The sequence below is a fragment of the Micromonospora sp. BS32 genome (assembly GCF_059089345.1).
The window spans coordinates 507,663-523,267 of the sequence record NZ_JBSSHR010000002.1; the positions used below are offsets into that span (position 1 = coordinate 507,663).

14 protein-coding genes and 1 pseudogene are annotated in these 15,605 nt (G+C 71.4%); 3 read left to right on the forward strand and 12 right to left on the reverse strand.

Going from position 1 to position 15,605, the window contains the following annotated elements:
* Positions 1–41 precede the first annotated feature (41 nt).
* The 7 genes from AC5RWQ_RS05150 to AC5RWQ_RS05180 form a co-directional block, all read right to left on the reverse strand.
* Positions 42–1,070: an LCP family protein gene (locus AC5RWQ_RS05150; RefSeq protein WP_494281557.1), complete on the reverse strand. Its 1,029-nt coding sequence runs from the start codon at positions 1,068–1,070 to the stop codon at positions 42–44.
* A 101-nt stretch (positions 1,071–1,171) separates the two neighbouring features.
* On the reverse strand, positions 1,172–2,392 hold the full coding sequence (locus AC5RWQ_RS05155) for an LCP family protein (protein ID WP_494281558.1): 1,221 nt from the start codon (positions 2,390–2,392) through the stop codon (positions 1,172–1,174).
* A 277-nt stretch (positions 2,393–2,669) separates the two neighbouring features.
* Entirely contained in the window at positions 2,670–3,920 is a 1,251-nt protein-coding gene (locus AC5RWQ_RS05160; RefSeq protein ID WP_494281559.1) for an LCP family protein, read from the reverse strand.
* A 78-nt stretch (positions 3,921–3,998) separates the two neighbouring features.
* Positions 3,999–4,976, reverse strand: coding sequence for an NAD-dependent epimerase/dehydratase family protein (locus AC5RWQ_RS05165; protein WP_494281560.1), 978 nt, complete (start codon positions 4,974–4,976; stop codon positions 3,999–4,001).
* A 123-nt stretch (positions 4,977–5,099) separates the two neighbouring features.
* Positions 5,100–6,773 carry a monocarboxylic acid transporter gene (locus AC5RWQ_RS05170; RefSeq protein ID WP_494281561.1) on the reverse strand — a complete coding sequence of 558 codons (1,674 nt, stop codon included), beginning with the start codon at positions 6,771–6,773 and terminating at the stop codon, positions 5,100–5,102.
* Positions 6,751–7,122 (reverse strand): DUF485 domain-containing protein, encoded by a 372-nt coding sequence (locus tag AC5RWQ_RS05175; RefSeq protein ID WP_494281562.1) that lies wholly within the window; start codon positions 7,120–7,122, stop codon positions 6,751–6,753. The genes AC5RWQ_RS05170 and AC5RWQ_RS05175 overlap by 23 nt, the downstream gene beginning before the upstream one ends.
* 158 nt (positions 7,123–7,280) lie before the next feature.
* Positions 7,281–8,039: a flavin reductase family protein gene (locus tag AC5RWQ_RS05180; protein WP_494281637.1), complete on the reverse strand. Its 759-nt coding sequence runs from the start codon at positions 8,037–8,039 to the stop codon at positions 7,281–7,283.
* Between the two features lie 226 nt (positions 8,040–8,265).
* Between AC5RWQ_RS05180 and AC5RWQ_RS05185 the strand changes: the two genes are divergently transcribed.
* Both AC5RWQ_RS05185 and AC5RWQ_RS05190 read left to right on the forward strand, forming a co-directional pair.
* Positions 8,266–8,508 (forward strand): Scr1 family TA system antitoxin-like transcriptional regulator, encoded by a 243-nt coding sequence (locus AC5RWQ_RS05185; RefSeq protein WP_494281563.1) that lies wholly within the window; start codon positions 8,266–8,268, stop codon positions 8,506–8,508.
* Positions 8,505–8,699: a DUF397 domain-containing protein gene (locus AC5RWQ_RS05190; protein WP_494281564.1), complete on the forward strand. Its 195-nt coding sequence runs from the start codon at positions 8,505–8,507 to the stop codon at positions 8,697–8,699. The genes AC5RWQ_RS05185 and AC5RWQ_RS05190 overlap by 4 nt, the downstream gene beginning before the upstream one ends.
* A 69-nt stretch (positions 8,700–8,768) precedes the next feature.
* Here AC5RWQ_RS05190 and AC5RWQ_RS05195 read toward each other — a convergent pair whose 3' ends face one another.
* From AC5RWQ_RS05195 to AC5RWQ_RS05215, 5 genes and pseudogenes are all read right to left on the reverse strand, one after another.
* Entirely contained in the window at positions 8,769–9,284 is a 516-nt protein-coding gene (locus tag AC5RWQ_RS05195; protein WP_494281565.1) for an SRPBCC family protein, read from the reverse strand.
* Positions 9,284–10,971 (reverse strand): annotated as a pseudogene (locus AC5RWQ_RS05200) (ABC transporter permease). Before AC5RWQ_RS05200 ends, AC5RWQ_RS05195 begins: the two are co-directional and overlap by 1 nt.
* On the reverse strand, positions 10,956–11,720 hold the full coding sequence (locus AC5RWQ_RS05205) for an ABC transporter ATP-binding protein (protein WP_494281566.1): 765 nt from the start codon (positions 11,718–11,720) through the stop codon (positions 10,956–10,958). Before AC5RWQ_RS05205 ends, AC5RWQ_RS05200 begins: the two are co-directional and overlap by 16 nt.
* Positions 11,721–11,819: 99 nt before the next feature.
* Positions 11,820–13,460 carry a sodium/solute symporter gene (locus AC5RWQ_RS05210; RefSeq protein ID WP_494281567.1) on the reverse strand — a complete coding sequence of 547 codons (1,641 nt, stop codon included), beginning with the start codon at positions 13,458–13,460 and terminating at the stop codon, positions 11,820–11,822.
* 1 nt (position 13,461) lies between these two features.
* Positions 13,462–13,875: a hypothetical protein gene (locus AC5RWQ_RS05215; protein WP_494281568.1), complete on the reverse strand. Its 414-nt coding sequence runs from the start codon at positions 13,873–13,875 to the stop codon at positions 13,462–13,464.
* Positions 13,876–14,187: 312 nt separating this feature from the next.
* Between AC5RWQ_RS05215 and AC5RWQ_RS05220 the strand changes: the two genes are divergently transcribed.
* Positions 14,188–15,507 (forward strand): hypothetical protein, encoded by a 1,320-nt coding sequence (locus AC5RWQ_RS05220; RefSeq protein ID WP_494281569.1) that lies wholly within the window; start codon positions 14,188–14,190, stop codon positions 15,505–15,507.
* Positions 15,508–15,605: the final 98 nt, after the last annotated feature.

The following is a 15,605-nucleotide window of genomic DNA, read 5'->3' on the forward strand; positions in this document are numbered from 1 at the left end:
CCTCGCCCCGGCGGCCGTCGCGGGGCGGGCCGGCGTGGCGTTCACAGCCGGTTCACCCAGCGCGGATTGGCCTGGACCCAGTCCGCCACCCGCTTGCCGCGGACGGCGTCGAAGAGGCCGCCGCCGCCGTTGTCGAGCACCACGTAGGAGACCTGGTCGATGGTCTGCGGGTAGGACGGCACCTGGACGCCGTGCAGCGCGTCGGACGGCAGCGACCGGAGGGCGAAGACCAGGTCGTCCAGGGGTACGCCGTTGGTGTCCACGGTCAGCGAGCCGCCGACGGCGCGCAGCACCCGGTCGAGCTTGACCGGGTCGCCGCGCAGGTCGGCCTGCCCGGCCCGGTCCAGCATGGCCCGGAGCAGCTGCTGCTGGTGCCGCTGCCGGTCGTAGTCGCCGTTGGGCAGGTCGTAGCGCTGACGGGCGTAGTCCAGCGCCCGGGCGCCGTCCATCTGCTGGCAGCCGGGGGTGAACAGGGTCTTCGTGTGGATCGAGCGGACCTGGGTGTCGACGCACATCCGGACCCCACCGAGCAGGTCGATGACCTGGCGGAAGCCGGTGAAGTCGACCAGGGCCGCGCCGTCGAAGCGGACGCCGGTGAGCCGGGACAGGGTGGCCGAGAGCAGCCTCGTGCCGCCCTCGCCGCCGCCGCCGTGGTCGTACGCCGCGTTGATCTTGTCCTGGCCGCCGCGGTAGCCGTTGCCCGCTGGCGGGATGGCGACCAGCAGGTCGCGCGGGATGGAGATCAGGTACGCCTGCCGCATGCCGGGCGGGACGTGCACCATCAGGATGGTGTCCGAGCGCTGGTCCGGCGCGTCGGACCCGGCCCGCCGGTCGGAGCCGACGAGCAGGTAGTTGAGCCCGCGGGAGAGGTCGGTGCGGGAGTTCCGGGCGTCCTGCGCGAGCAGCTGTTCCCGGCTGACCGTGCGGTCGTACCGGGAGGTCAGCGCCTTCATTCCGACGACGCCGGCGACGGCGAGCAGCAGCAGGGTCAGACCGACGCCCAGCACCAGGCGGGGCCAGCGGCGTCCTGGCCGGGCCGGCGGGTTGCCCCGCCCCCGGTGGGCGCGCACTGACCTGGACGTGGCGCCCTCCCCCTGGCCGTGACGTGAGATCCCCTCACATCAGGCTACGGGTCGGTCACTCCTGGTGTGGCCGCTTCGCCGGGGCCGGCTCACTTGCGGGTGGAGAGCACGCTCGGGTGCGCGTACACGAACTCGGCGAGCCGGTCTTCCTTGACGGCCTTGAACATGTCCAGGGTCTGCTGGTCCAGCGTCTCCCGGTGGTTGGCGTTGCCGTGGTACGTGCCGCCGTTGGTCCGCAGCATGGTCAGCTCGTTGGCGGTGACGCCGCGCATGGCGAAGACGAAGTCGGCCACCGGGATGCCGCCGGTGTCCAGGATGAACGCCTGGCCCTTGCTGGTCGCCTTGACCAACTGGTTGAGCTTGACCGGGTTGGCCAGCACGCCCTTGTCGGTGGCCTTGCGGGCCATCGCCTTGATCACCTGCTGCTGGTTCTGCTGCCGGTCGTAGTCGCTGTTCGGCAGGCCGTAGCGCTGGCGGGAGTAGTCGAGCGCCTGGAGGCCGTTCATCTCCTGGCAGCCCTTCTTGTAGACCGTGGGGGTCATCGGGCGACCGGTCTTCTGGGCCTCGGTGTTCCACATCTGCTTGCCGTCGACGACCGAGGTGTGGATCGACTTCACCTCGTGGCTGACGCAGACCCGGATGGTGCCGAGCGTGTCGATCACGCTCTTGAAGCCGCCGAAGTTGATGATCGCGGCGCCGTCGAAGCTGACCCCGGTCATGTTCTTGATCGTCTGGGCCATCAGCTGGGCGCCGCCCTCCCAGCCGCCGCCGTTGCGGGCGCCGGCCTGGAACGCAGCGTTGATCTTGTCAGTGCCGCCCCGGTAACCGCTCTTCTCGAACGGCGGGATCTGCGCCTCGGTGTCCCGCGGCATCGAGATCAGGTACGCCTGGTCGTGGCTGGCCGGGATGTGCAGCAGGATGATGCTGTCCGACCGGATGTCGTCCTTGGCCCAGTTCTGCCGCACGTCGACGCCGAGCAGCAGCATGTCGATCGGGCCGTCGATGTTGGCGCCGCCCTCGGCGTCGCTCTTTCCCGCGCCGCCCAGCAGGTTCTTCTGGGCGATGCCGCCGGTCGCCTGGCTGATCAGCGCCTTGCTGCCGACGATGGCGATCCCGCTGGTCATCATCAGCACCGCACCGAAGACCAGGGTGATCCGGGCCCACAGGGGGTCCTTGCGCTTCGTCCGCTTGCGGGTGCCGGCGTCGGCACGCCGCCCGGCGCGGCCACCCTGCGAGGGGATGGTGGCGGACACCCGGGGTGGGGTGTCGAACTCCTGCGACGTCGGGCGGGGGCTGGTCTGAACCGGCATGCGTGCTCCAGCTCGAGGATCGGGGGGCGGTGGATCACTTTACGGACCGCCCCTCGCCAAGGCGAGGTCGTCAGACACCCAATTCTTAACCATTCCGACAGTTGCCTACGAATATCATCCGAACGGGTGAGGCAACGGGGTCTGGTCGGTGGTTGGCGGGCGATGATCGACCCGCCAAAAGACCACCTCTGATGACGCTCGTCGAAACCTCACCGACATCTCGCCCGCCCGGCGGGCCGTCCCGGCGGCCGGAGCACCCGGCCGCCGGGGTGCCAGCTCAGTTCGTGTTGCCCGTTACGTCCGTCTTCTGGTTGGCCGCCACCCAGTCGGCCATGGTGTCGGCGGACATCGCCTTGTACATCGCCAACGCCTTCTCCCGATCGGAGACCACCACGGACTCCCCGTTGATCGTCTCGCTGCCGCCGTTCGGACTGGTGATGAAGGTGAGGTTCTCGCCGCGCAGATTGCGGAACTGCAACGCCATGTCGGTCAGCGAGAAACCGTTGTCCACGGTCACCGCGTCGGTGACCGACTGGAGAAAGTCGTTCAGCTTCTTCGGATTGGTGAGCGTGCCCGTGCTCGCCGCCTTGTCCATCAGCGCCTTGAGGAACTCCTGCTGGTGGCGCATCCGCGCGAAGTCGCCCTGCGGGAACTGCTTGCGCTGACGGATCCAGTCCAGCGCCGTGGCGCCGTCCATGTGCATGGTGCCCTTGGTGAATTTCCGGTAGGGCTTGTGGATCGAGGTGATGCTCTGTTCCACCTTCAGGTCGACCCCGCCGAGAGCGTCGGTGACCTCCTTGAAACCGCCGAAGTCGATCGCCATCACGTGGTCGATCCGGACGTCGGTGAAGCACTCCACGGTCCGTACCGCCAGCGGCAGGCCGCCGAAGGCGAACGCCGCGTTGATCTTGTGGCGCTGGCCGGAGCCGCACTCCGCGCCGGCGCTCTCCGGGATCGGCACGTACAGGTCCCGCGGGATGGAGACCAGGTAGGCGGCCTTGTGGTCGGCCGGGATGTGCATGACGATGATCGTGTCGGCGCGCCACTGGCTCTGCTTGTCCACCGGGGCGTCCGGGTCCCGCGAGTCCGAGCCGACCAGCAGGATGTTCAGCGCGCCGTTGACCGCCTTGGCGGGGCGACCGCCGGTGATCTGCGAGAACGGGTCGGTGCGGGCCAGGTCCTCGTTGAGGTTGCGGGTGTAGAACCACGCCCCGATGCCGCCGAGCAGCGCGAGCACCAGCACCACGATGCCGGCGACCAGGCCGATCCGCCCCCAGCGGGGGCGCGGGCCGCGCCGGCCCGACCCACCGGGGCCGCCCGGCCCGCCCGGGTCCTGGGGCCCGCCGGGTCCGCCCGGGCCGCCCGGCCCGCCGGTGCGGCCCGGGGCCTCGTCGTACGACGGGTACCACTGCGAGCCGGACGAGCGGGGGCGCGTGACGGCGCCCGGAGCGGAGCCGGGAACCGGGGCGCGCCCGGAGCTCCGGTGCAGGTACGGGAGCGGGGCGCCGGCAGACGATGTCGCTGACATGCGTCTCAGCGTACGTAGCCGAGTCGAGAGTTGCCCGAAGGGGAACGGCGGAAGACGCTCCGCGTGCCGGGGGAGGGGTTACCCTACCCGCTCGCGGAAGTGGTCGATCGTGCGTCGCAGGCCTTCTTCGGGCGTCACGATCGGCTCGTATCCGAGCAGCTCCCGGGCGAGGGTCAGGTCCGGGCGGCGCATCTCCGGGTCGTCCGAGCTGCGGGTGACGTAGGTCACCTGCGATTCGCTGCCGCAGAGTGACACGATCGTCTCCGCCAGTTGCCGCATGCTCATCTCGTGCTCGGTGCCGCAGTTGATCGGCCCGGTCTCGCGGGAGTCGAGCAGGAGCAGGATCCCGCGCACCAGGTCGTCGACGTAACAGATCGAGCGGGTCTGGTTGCCGGTGCCGTGCACGGTGATCGGTTCGCCGCGCAGCGCCTGGGAGATGAAGGTGGGGATGGCCCGCCCGTCGTCCGGGCGCATCCGCGGGCCGTAGGTGTTGAAGATCCGCACGATCGCGGCGTCCAACCCGCGGCTGCGGTGGTACGCCATGGTCGCCGCCTCGGAGAAACGCTTGGCCTCGTCGTACACCGCGCGGATGCCGATCGGGTTGACGTTGCCCCAGTACGTCTCGCGCTGCGGGTGCTCCTTCGGGTCCCCGTACGCCTCGGAGGTGGAGGCCATCAGGAACCGGGCGCCGTCGGCGGTGGCGCGCTCCAGCAGGTGCAGGGTGCCGACCGAGCCGACCCGGAGGATCTCCACCGGCAGCTTCTCGAAGTCGGTGGGGCTGGCCGGGGAGGCCATGTGCAGGATGGCGTCGAACCGCTCGGCGAGCGCCGGGTGGTCGGTCGGCAGCCCCTCGGAGATGTCCGCCTCGACCAGGGTGAAGCGCGGGTGCTCCGCCAGGTGGGCGACGTTGTCCTTGGAGCCGGTGACGAAGTTGTCCAGCGCGACGACCGTGCACCCCCGCTCGATCAGGGCGTCGACCAGGTGGGACGGCACGAAACCGGCACCGCCGGTGACCAGGACGCGGTGATCGCTTCCGAAGCGCGGGGCAACCTTCATGCCGGTCAGCCTACTCAGCGGCCCGGTCGTACGCCGCTGGGCCCGAGCCGCCGGCGCGCCCTCCGATGTGGCGCGGGGCCCCCGGCGTGGTCACGCCGGGGGCCCCGTACCGGTGGTGGGTGGTCAGTGCGCTCCGGCGCCGGTGAGGGCCCGCACCTCCAGTTCGGCGTACTTGGCGTCGTCCCTTTCCTTGGAGATCACCGTGCCGATCCATCCGCAGAGGAAGCCGAACGGGATGGAGAGGATGCCCGGGTTGGACAGCGGGAACCACTGCCAGTCGTGGTCGGGGAACATCGAGGTCGGCGCCCCGGACACCACGGGCGAGAAGAAGACCAGGAAGACGGCGGAGACCAGGCCGCCGTAGATGGCCCAGACCGCGCCCGAGGTGTTGAACCGCTTCCAGAACAGGCTGTAGAGGATCGCGGGCAGGTTGCCGGAAGCGGCGACCGCGAAGGCGAGCGCCACCAGGAAGGCCACGTTGAGGCTCTGCGCGAAGATCGAGAGCGCGATGGAGACCGCGCCGATGACCAGGGCGGAGATCCGGGCGACCGCCACCTCCTGCCGCTCCGAGGCCTGCCCGTTCCTGATGACGTTGGCGTAGAAGTCGTGCGCCAGGCTGGACGACGAGGCCAGGGTGAGCCCGGCGACCACCGCCAGGATGGTGGCGAAGGCGACCGCGGCGATGATCGCCAACAGGGTGGCGCCGCCCAGGTCGCCGCCGAAGAAGTCCTTGCCCAGGGCCTCGGCGAGCTGCGGCGCGGCGGTGTTGCCGGCCTTGTCCTGCGCGGTGATCGCCTTGCCGCCGACCAGCGCCGCCGCGCCGAAGCCGAGGGCGAGGGTGAGCAGGTAGAACGACCCGATGATGCCGATGGCCCAGAGCACGCTCTTGCGGGCCGCCCTGGCGGTGGGCACGGTGTAGAACCGGATCAGGATGTGCGGCAGGCCGGCGGTGCCGAGCACCAGCGCGATGCCGAGCGAGAGCAGATCGATCTTGTTGTAGAAGGTCTGCAGCCCATCGCCGGGCACCTCCTTGCAGTACCGCAGGCACGGTTCGAGGAACGCGTTCCCCTTGCCGGACGCCGCCGCAGCGTCGCCGAGCAGCGACGACAGGTTGAACTTGTACTTCGCCAGCACCAGCAGGGTCATCACCACGGCGCCGGTCATCAGCAGGAACGCCTTGACGATCTGGACGTACGTGGTGCCCTTCATTCCGCCGACGGTGACGTAGATGATCATCAGGGCGCCGACCATGATGATGGTGGCGACCTTGGCGGTGTCGGCGTCCATCCCGAGGAAGGTGGTGCCCGGCTTGATGCCGAGCAGCAGCGCGACCAGCGCGCCCGCGCCGACCATCTGGGCCAGCAGGTAGAAGATCGACACGGTGATGGTGGAGACCGCCGCCGCCGTGCGCACCGGCCGCTGACGCATCCGGAAGGCCAGCACGTCGGCCATCGTGTACCGGCCCGAATTGCGCAGCAGTTCCGCGACCAGCAGCAGCGCCACCAGCCAGGCGACCAGGAAGCCGATGGAGTAGAGGAAGCCGTCGTAGCCGTAGAGCGCGATGATGCCGGCGATGCCCAGGAAGGACGCGGCCGACATGTAGTCGCCGCCGATCGCCATGCCGTTCTGGAAGCCGGAGAAGGACCGGCCGCCGGCGTAGAAGTCGGTGGCGGTCTTGGTCTGCCGGCTCGCCCAGACCGTGATGGCCAGGGTGATCGCGACGAAGACCAGGAAGAGCGTGATGGTGAGGTTCCGGGCGGTGGTGTCGCCCGCCTCAGCCGCGAGGACCGTGTTCATGGTGCACCTCCCCGATCTCGGCGCGGATCCGGTCGGCGACCGGGTCGAGCTTCCGGTCGGCGTACCGGGAGTAGAGCCAGGCGATGACGAACGTGGAGACGAACTGGAGCAGCCCGAAGACGAGCGCGATGTTGATGTTGCTGCCGAAGAGCTTCGTGCCCATGAAGTCCCGCGCGTACGCGGAGAGGATCACGTAGAGCGCGTACCACAGGAAGAAGGCGACGGTCATCGGGAAGACGAAGCTGCGCAGGGCGCGACGCAACCCGGCGAACTCGTCCGACCGCTGTACGGCGAGGTATCGCTCCGCCGCCGACTCGGCGGGGGCGGACGCGGGTGTGTCCGTGGACATCTGTGGATCACCACCTTCACAGGCGTGGGGAGTTTCGCGCACGGTAGAGAGCGCGCTCCACGCCGGGGAAGACCGTGATCGGGGCCGGTCGGCGGCTGCGCCAAGCGGTCCGCTGGCTGCGCCGAGTGACCCAGGTCACTCCGTTGAGCGGTAGCCGCTCAGTCGGTCAGCTCCCGGTAGCGACCCCGGTAGTGCAGCAGCGGGGTGGTCTCCTCGGCCAGGTCGACCGCCTCGATGGTGGCCTCGACGAGCAGGGCCCAGCCGTACTCCCGGGCGGTGTCGAGCCGGCAGCCGGCCCAACCGCCGGCGTCGGTCGGGACCGGGCCGTACGGGGTGTCGGTCCACGCTCCGGTGGCGAAGAGCCCGCCCGGCGAGGGGAAGAGGCCGGCGAACCGGTCGGCCAACTGCCGGTGCGGTGGGCCCAGCGGCGCCACCGCGAACCGGCCGGCCGCCTCGATCGCCGCCCACAGGTCCGACTCCGGGTCGATCAGCCCGAGCAGCCGGTCCGGCTCCCCCTCGGCGACCAGGGTGGAGGAGACGGTCAGCCCGGCCGGCCCCGGTGCCGTCCAGAGCGTCACCGGCGCGGCCAGCCGGCCGCGCAGCCGGCGGACCGGCGAGCGCTGCCCGGCGGGGACGGCGAAGGGATCGGTGTGGTGGATCTCGGCGCCCGGCTCATGATTCACGTGAAACATTGTGCCGCCCCGGGCCCGTGCCCAGCCGAGGAAGCGCTCGTGCAGCTCGACCGCGCGTGCGCCGGGGTGCAACTGGCCGAGCTGATCGGTCGCCTCGGCCAGCAGGCTCCCCAGGTAGACCAGCAGCGCGGTCCGATCGTGCCGGTACTCGACCAGCAGCGCCAGGCGGGCCGGTTGGCACGGCCAGTGCGCGCCGCAGGCCCGGCAGCGCCACAGCGGCCGCATCGGCAGGTGCGGCCTGCTCACCGCGCCGGTCCGGCGGTGTTCGACGCTGACGGCCGCCGGACCGATGGGGTGCCGGGCCGCTCCGACCGCGGCGTGCCGGGCCGGCCGGCCTCCAGCGTGTCCGCCCTCGGACGCGGATGGGGCAACGAGCGATATGACACTGGGTCATGTTTATGACGCACAGTCATATCACTCGCGGGCATGTCGCCCTCCCAAGCTGCCGCAGGTGCGCCTGCACGTTCTGCCGCTCGACGTCGGCGCGCACGTGTCGCTGGGAGGCGGCTTCGTCCTCGCGGAACTGCCTGGGAACGACTGCCTGCTCTGCCTGGACAACGGGGCGCGCGGCCAGATCGCCGACTATCCGGAGTGGATAACCTTGGTGCAGCGCAAGTGGGAGCATCTTCTGGGCGAGGCGCTCGGCAGAAGTGCCTCCATCGATCTGATCAACAAGTTGAAGGTGACGCCATGAGCAGTGCCGGGCCTCGCTGGCGGAAGTCGACCCGGTCCGCCAATGACGGCAACTGTGTCGAGGTGGCGGACAACCTGTCGGGCATGGTGCTGGTGCGGGACAGCAAGGACCGCTCCGGCCCGACCCTCACCTTCGCCCCGGTCGCCTGGCGCGCCTTCGTCGCCGTGCTCCGCACCAGCCGCCCCGACTGACGCGATCTTGCCGCCTGCCGGGCCCCGCGACATGCCGCAAACAGAGCGGTCCGCCCGGGGCGGGCGGGCTCAGGTCGTACCCTCGTCGGCCTGGTCTTCGGGGGTGAGTGAGCGGCGGGCGGCGGCCAGCACCTCCGGATCCTCGCAGCCGGCGGCGTAGCCGGCGATGCGCCGGCGGATGTCCCGGGTGAGCAGCCAGACGCCGATCCGGTCGGCGACCGGGCGCAGGAACGCCGGCCGGCAGCGGAAGCTGTACCGCCAGGTGGCGACCGACGAGCCCGGCTCCGGTCCGGGCGCGAACCGCCAGCCGCCGGCGAACATCTCGAAGAACCACGGGCCCCGCACCATCTTCATGCCGACGTTGGTCGGCGGCGCGAAGGAGACGTACTCGCTGACCATCACCAGGCCGTGCCGGGAGCGGGTGAAGGTCCGCACGCCCTTGCCGGGGCGGGTCGCGCCGTCGGTGAAGTGCTGCTCGCGGACGAACGGGTCCCAGCGGTAGCGCACCGGCGCGACGGTCTGGGAGACCGCGAAGGCCAGCTCCGGGGGTACGGGCACGCTGGCCACCGCCTCGACGACCGGCATCAGCGGCGCGGGGTGACGGCGGCCAACAGCTCCGGCTGCCGGCGGTCCAGCACGTCCCCGGCCAGGTACGAGCCGAGCAGCGCAGCGCCCAGCCCGTACGCTCCGCCGACCGGCAGGGCCAGCCAGAGCCAGGCGTCGCCGAGCAGCGCCGCGGCCACCACCATCGGAACGGCGGCGGCCGCCGAGGCGACCATGGACAGCAGGGTGAGGAAGCTCTTCGCCACCCCCGCGCCGGTGTTCATCGCGAACGGGTTGCTCGTCTCCGGCAGCGAGTACGCCCCCAGCACCGAGACGAACCCGTTGATCGCCAACCCGGCCCCGTACGCGGCGAGCAGGGCCCCGGCGGCCACCCCGATCCAGCCCGGCTCCCCCAGTACGGTGGCAATCGCGATCGACGCCACCCCCAGGATCGGCACCACGTACGCCGAGAAGGCCGTCATCCGGGCGCGCAGCTCCAGCCGGCCGGGCACCCCGGCGACCACGTTCGCCGCGTACGCGCTGCCGTCGAAACCGAACTGGTTGGCCAGGGTGACCGACGCGAGCACCCCGACGAAGAGCATCGAGAGGCTGAGCAGCGCCGGCGAGGAGTTGCCGGCGGTGAAGTCCGGGCCGTCGCCGGCCGCGAAGTTCGCCCCGCCCAGGTTGACCATCACCGGCACGAAGATGCCCACCACCGCGATGGTGATCAGGTTGGCCCGGCGCCGGGCGTCCCGCCACCAGTAGCGGCACTCCCGCGCGACCAGCGCACCGAACCGGTCCCGCCCGACCCAGCCGACCGCCGGGGGAAGAGTTGGGCGACCGCACCGCCCACCGGCCCGCGCCGGCTCTTCGTCGGCGCGGAACTCGCCGCGCCGACCATCGCCGACTCCAGCGACCGGGACCACCAGAGCAGCAGCAGGCCGATGGTGAGCGCGGTGATCAGCAGCTTCACCGGCACCGCCCAGATCCGCCCCTCGGCGGTGTCGACGCCGACCGTCCACGGTGCCCCGAAGGGCGTCCAGCCGACGACCCGGGCCACCCCGGTCAGCCGATCCCAGTCCGCGTTCCGGACCGCCGCGAGCACTACGATCTGGAGCGGCCCGAGCAGCGCGGCGACGACCGCCAGCAGCACGGCGGCCAGGTCGCGTACCCGCCGGGACCGCAGCATGGTGGCGAACGCGCTGGTCACCGCCCGGCTGGCCGCGACGCAGAGCAGCACGCCGGCCAGCACCCCGACCGCGCCGACCAGGCCGGCCGACCAGCCGCCCAGCGCGCCGGCGGTGACCACCAGACCGGCGGTCGCCACCAGCACCGCGACCACGGGTACGCCGACCAGCGCCGCGGCAAACAGCCCGGTGACCAGGGTGCGCCGGGACAGCGGCAGCAGCGCGAAGCGGGCCGGGTCGAGGGTCTCGTCCACGCCGAAGAAGACCAGGGGCAGCAGCAGCCAGCCGAGCACCAGCAACCCGCCGCCGAACGCCGCGGTCATCAACGCGTACCGGGATTCGTCGGTGAAGCCCGGCGCCGCCAGCAGCAGGAAGCCGCCGACCGCGAACCAGAGCCCGACCAGGGCGCCGGCCACGAAGAGCGCGATCCGCCAGCCCTGGCCCCGGAAGTTGTTGCCCATCACCCGCAGCTTCAGGCGGACGAAGTGTCCGGCGGTGACCCGCCGGACCGGCTCGGCGGTCGGGGTCACCGGGACAGCCACGCCAGCTCCTCGCCGGTCGCGGTCCGGCCGCCGACCACCTCGACGAAGACCTCCTCCAGCGAGCGGTCGCCGCGGACCTGGTCGAGGGTGCCGACCCGCTTGATGGTGCCCTCGGCGAGGATCGCCACGTGCGAGCAGAGCCGCTCGACGACCTCCATCACATGGCTGGAGAAGACCACCGTGCCGCCCCCGACGACGTACCGGTGCAGGATGTCGCGGATCAGCGCCGCGGAGACCGGGTCGACCGCCTCGAAGGGTTCGTCCAGCACCAGCAGCCGAGGGCCGTGCAGCAGCGCGCAGGCCAGGCCGATTTTCTTCTTCATGCCGGCCGAGTAGTCGACCACCAGGGTCCGGTCGGCGTCGGTGAGCGCCAGTACGTCGAGCAGTTCGGCGGCCCGCTGGTCGACCACCGCCGGGTCCATCCCGCGCAACAGACCGTGGTACGCCAGCAGCTCCGCCCCGCTGAGCCGGTCGAAGAGGCGTACCCCGTCGGGCATGACACCGAGCAGCCGCTTCGCGCCCACCGGGTCCGCCCAGACGTCGTGCCCGAGCACCCAGGCCCGGCCGTGGTCGGGTCGGAGCAGGCCCACCGCCATCGACAGGGTGGTGGTCTTGCCGGCGCCGTTCGGGCCGAGCAGGCCGTAGAAGGAGCCGGCCGGGACGTCCAGGTCGACGCCCGCGACCGCGACCTTGCCGTCGAACCGCTTCGCCAGGCCACGCAGCGCGAGCGCGGGGTGCTCACCAGTCATGGTCCGACCGTATCCGTCGGGAGCCACCCGACGCTCCGGCCGGGAATCCGCAACGCCAGCTACCCGTACTCCTTCCAGGAGCGCCGCGGCTGACGCCGGTCAGAGCCGCAGCGCCTCCGGGGCGTGCAGGCGCAGCATGGTGGCCCCGACGTCGGCCGGCAGCCGGCGTCGGGTCGCCATCGACACCGCCACCATCACGGTGAACGCGAGCGGCACGGTCCACGCCGCCGGCTGGGTGGTCAGCGTTGCCGGCCAGCCCGACAGCGGCGGACCCAGCACGGTGACCAGTACCGCGCCGATCGCCGCGCCGCCGCCCACCAGCACCCCGGCGGCGGCGCCGAGGTCGGTCAGGCCGCGCCACCAGATGCCGAGCACCAGCAGCGGACAGAAGCTGGACGCGGCCACCGCGAACGCCAGCCCGACCACCTGGGAGACGTCCAGCCCGGAGACGTTCAATGCGAGCACCGCCGGCACCGCCCCGGCGATCACCGTGGCCAGCCGGAAGCCGCGTACCGAGCCGTGCCCGAGCACGTCGGTGGAGATCACCCCGGCGACGCTGGTGACCAGCCCGGACGAGGTGGAGAGGAAGGCCGCGAAGGCACCCGCGGCGACCAGCGCGGCGAGCAGCCGCCCGGTCAGCCCGTCGCCGAGCGCCGCCCCGGGCAGCAGCACCACCACCGCGTCGGTCTGCCCGGACACCAGCAGTTGCGGGGTGTAGATCCGGCCCAGCACGCCGTAGAGGGTGGGGAGCAGGTAGAAGACGCCGACCAGGGCGAGCACCACCAGGGTGGTGCGCCGGGCCGCGGCGCCGTCGGGGTTGGTGTAGAAGCGGACCAGCACGTGGGGTAATCCCATGGTGCCGAGGAAGGTGGCCAGGATCAGCGAGTACGTGGCGAAGAGGCCGCGGTCGTCGTCCCCGGCCGCGCTGGGCAGCAGCCAGTCCGCGGCGTCGGTGGCCACCCCGGAGACCTCCGGCACCGGGTCGCCGGCCGCGAAGTCGACCCGGTCGCCGGGGCGTACCTCCCGGATGGTGCCGTCGGCGAAGGTGAGCGCCGCGCGGTGCTCGACCACGACGGTGGTCGCGGTGCGGAACGCCGGGCCGTCCGGTGGGGTCACCGCGGGGCGGGCGTCGGCCTGCCACTGCAACATCAAAAAGATCGCGGGTACGGCCAGCGCGGTCAGCTTCAGCCAGTATTGAAAGGCCTGCACGAAGGTGATCGCCCGCATCCCGCCCAGCGCCACGTTCGCGGTGACCACGGCCGCCACCAGCAGCGCCCCCACCGGATACGGCGCGCCGGCCACCGTGGCCAGGGTCAGCCCGGCGCCCTGCAACTGCGGGACCAGGTAGAGCCAGCCGATGAAGATGACGAAGACGGTGGCCAGGGTGCGCAGCCGGCGCGAGCCGAGCCGCAGCTCGCAGAAGTCGGGCAGGGTGAACGCACCGGAGCGGCGCAGCGGAGCGGCCACGAAGAGCAGCAGCGCCAGGTAGCCGGCGGCGAAGCCGACCGGGTACCAGAGCACGTCGACGCCGTACTTGAGGATCAGCCCGGCCACGCCGAGGAAGCTCGCCGCCGAGAGGTATTCCCCCCCGATCGCGGCCGCGTTCCAGGTGGGGCTGATCGCCCGGGACGCGACCAGGAAGTCCGACGTCGTCCGGGCCAGCCGCAGCCCGTAGAAGCCGATGCCGACGGTGACCAGGGTGACCGCCACGATCGCCGGTACGACGAAACCGTTGCCCATCTCAGCGCTCCGGCCGCTGGACGAGATCGGTGAAATCCTGCTCGTTCCGCTCGGCGAGCCGCACGTACGCCCAGCCCACCGCGATCAGGAACGGGAAGGAGACCGCCCCGAGCAGCAGCCACGGCAGGTTGACGCCGCCGACGGTGACCCGGCCGACGGCGGGGGCGATGGCGAAGAGCCAGGGCAGGCCGCCGAGGCCGATCAGCACCAACAGGCTCAGCCGCAGGGCGAGCGCCAGCTGCGCCCGGACCAGCCCGCGGACCAGGGCCTCGCCGACCCGGGTCTGCTGGGCCAGTTCGGTGCGGGTGCGGTCGGCACGGCTGTCGCGCCGGGACACCTCGGCCAGCACGATTCGGGCCCGCCCGGTTGGCTGCGGTGCCCGGGGGGCCGGGACCCGATCGTCGGCGGCGGCCACCTGGGCAGTCTCGCCTGCTCAGCGCGAATGTCAAGGGCTGTCCACCGGGGCTGTGGACAACGTGTGGACAACGCTTCACTCCTGTGGACAACCGGCCGCCGGGGTGGTGCGGGCCGCCGAAGAATTGCTGGTACGTGCCGGAAAACCGGCCCCCAGCCGCTGGGTGGGACCGTCTTGCCGGCGTAGGCGTCGGCCCCTACTCTGAGTCGGCAATCCCCATTCCTCTTCACTCGCGGGGTCTCTATGCGCAAAATTCGCACTCTGCTCGGCGTTACCCTCGCCGGCGTATGTGCACTGGCCGCGGTGCCCGGCGTGGCGACCGCAGCCCCCGTCGCCGCTTCGTTCCAGGCCGCGACGGACCTGGCCGACGTGACCGGTGCCTACTACCCGGTCACCCCCGCCCGACTGATGGACACCCGCACCGGCCTGGGCGCCCCGAAGGCCAAGATCGGGCCGGCGGCGAAGGTCGACCTCCAGGTCGCCGGCCGGGGCGGCGTGCCGACCACCGGCGTCGGCGCGGTCGTGCTCAACGTGACCATCACCGGCCCGACCGCCGGCAGCTTCGTCACCGTCTACCCGGCGGGCGTGGCCCGCCCGACCGCCTCCTCGGTGAACTTCGCCGCGGGCTGGCTGGGCTCCAACAACGTCACCGTGAAGCTCGGCACCGGCGGCAAGGCCTCCGTCTACAACAACAGCGGCTCCACCGACGTGATCGTCGACGTGGTCGGCTGGTACGCCAAGGACAACACCCCGACCAACAGGGCCGGTGGCCAGTACGAGTGGTTCGACCCGACGCGGGTCGTGGACACCCGGGAGGACCCGGCGGGCAAGCCGCTGGCCGGCGAGACGCTGGAGTACTCCCTCGGCTTCGACGTCGACCAGCAGGACCGCAACACGCACGTGAAGGCCTTCGTCTTCAACATCACCGCGGTGTCGCCGTCCGCCGGTGGCTTCCTGACCGCGTGGTCCGGCCTCACCGCGCGGCCGAACGTCTCCACGGTGAACTACGGTGCCGGCAAGAACGTGCCGAACCTGGCGTACGTGGAGACCACTCCGTGCACGGGCACCGAGGTCAGCAACTTCTGCGTCGTCGGTGAGCCGAAGTTCAAGATCTTCACCTCCCAGTCGGCGCACGTCCTCATCGACCTGGTCGGCGTCGTCGACGACGGCTACGGGGACCTCGGCATGCGGTTCTCGCCGCTGAGCCCGACCCGGATCGTGGACAGCCGGATCAACCAGGGCATCACCGGCGCGATCGGCGCGAACGCCACCCGCACGGTCACCGTCCCGCCCGCGCTGGTCACCCCCGACACGGGCGTGCTGGCGATGAACGTGACCGCCGTCCAGCCGACCCTCAGCACGGTCATCACCACCTGGCCGGCCGACGCCACGGTGCCGAGGCCGGCCACCAGCAACCTCAACCCGTACGCCGGTCAGGTCGTCTCCAACGGCGTGCTCGGCATCATCGAACCGAACGCCGCCTTCAACGTGTGGAACCTCCAGGGCAGCACGCACCTGGTGGCCGACGTGGTCGGCACGTTCTACTACCCGGCGCCGGTGGCCGCGACGGCCCGCCAGTCGCTGGCGGGGGGCGCCACCCGGCCGACCCTGCACCTCTCGTCGAGCCGGTAACAGTTTCGCGACACACCGGAAAGGGCGTCCCGGCCGAATGGTCGGGGCGCCCTTTCTCCGTCCCCGACAGGCACTGGTCCGGATACGCAGCCAAATGC

Bases quoted from the DNA above. Each gene is read 5' to 3' on its own strand.
- AC5RWQ_RS05165 (WP_494281560.1), bottom strand. From the start codon at position 4,976: ATGAAGGTTGCCCCGCGCTTCGGAAGCGATCACCGCGTCCTGGTCACC.
- AC5RWQ_RS05190 (WP_494281564.1), top strand. From the start codon at position 8,505: ATGAGCAGTGCCGGGCCTCGCTGGCGGAAGTCGACCCGGTCCGCCAAT.
- AC5RWQ_RS05175 (WP_494281562.1), bottom strand. From the start codon at position 7,122: ATGTCCACGGACACACCCGCGTCCGCCCCCGCCGAGTCGGCGGCGGAG.
- AC5RWQ_RS05170 (WP_494281561.1), bottom strand. From the start codon at position 6,773: ATGAACACGGTCCTCGCGGCTGAGGCGGGCGACACCACCGCCCGGAAC.
- AC5RWQ_RS05160 (WP_494281559.1), bottom strand. From the start codon at position 3,920: ATGTCAGCGACATCGTCTGCCGGCGCCCCGCTCCCGTACCTGCACCGG.
- AC5RWQ_RS05195 (WP_494281565.1), bottom strand. From the start codon at position 9,284: ATGCCGGTCGTCGAGGCGGTGGCCAGCGTGCCCGTACCCCCGGAGCTG.
- AC5RWQ_RS05155 (WP_494281558.1), bottom strand. From the start codon at position 2,392: ATGCCGGTTCAGACCAGCCCCCGCCCGACGTCGCAGGAGTTCGACACC.
- AC5RWQ_RS05205 (WP_494281566.1), bottom strand. From the start codon at position 11,720: ATGACTGGTGAGCACCCCGCGCTCGCGCTGCGTGGCCTGGCGAAGCGG.
- AC5RWQ_RS05210 (WP_494281567.1), bottom strand. From the start codon at position 13,460: ATGGGCAACGGTTTCGTCGTACCGGCGATCGTGGCGGTCACCCTGGTC.
- AC5RWQ_RS05180 (WP_494281637.1), bottom strand. From the start codon at position 8,039: ATGCGGCCGCTGTGGCGCTGCCGGGCCTGCGGCGCGCACTGGCCGTGC.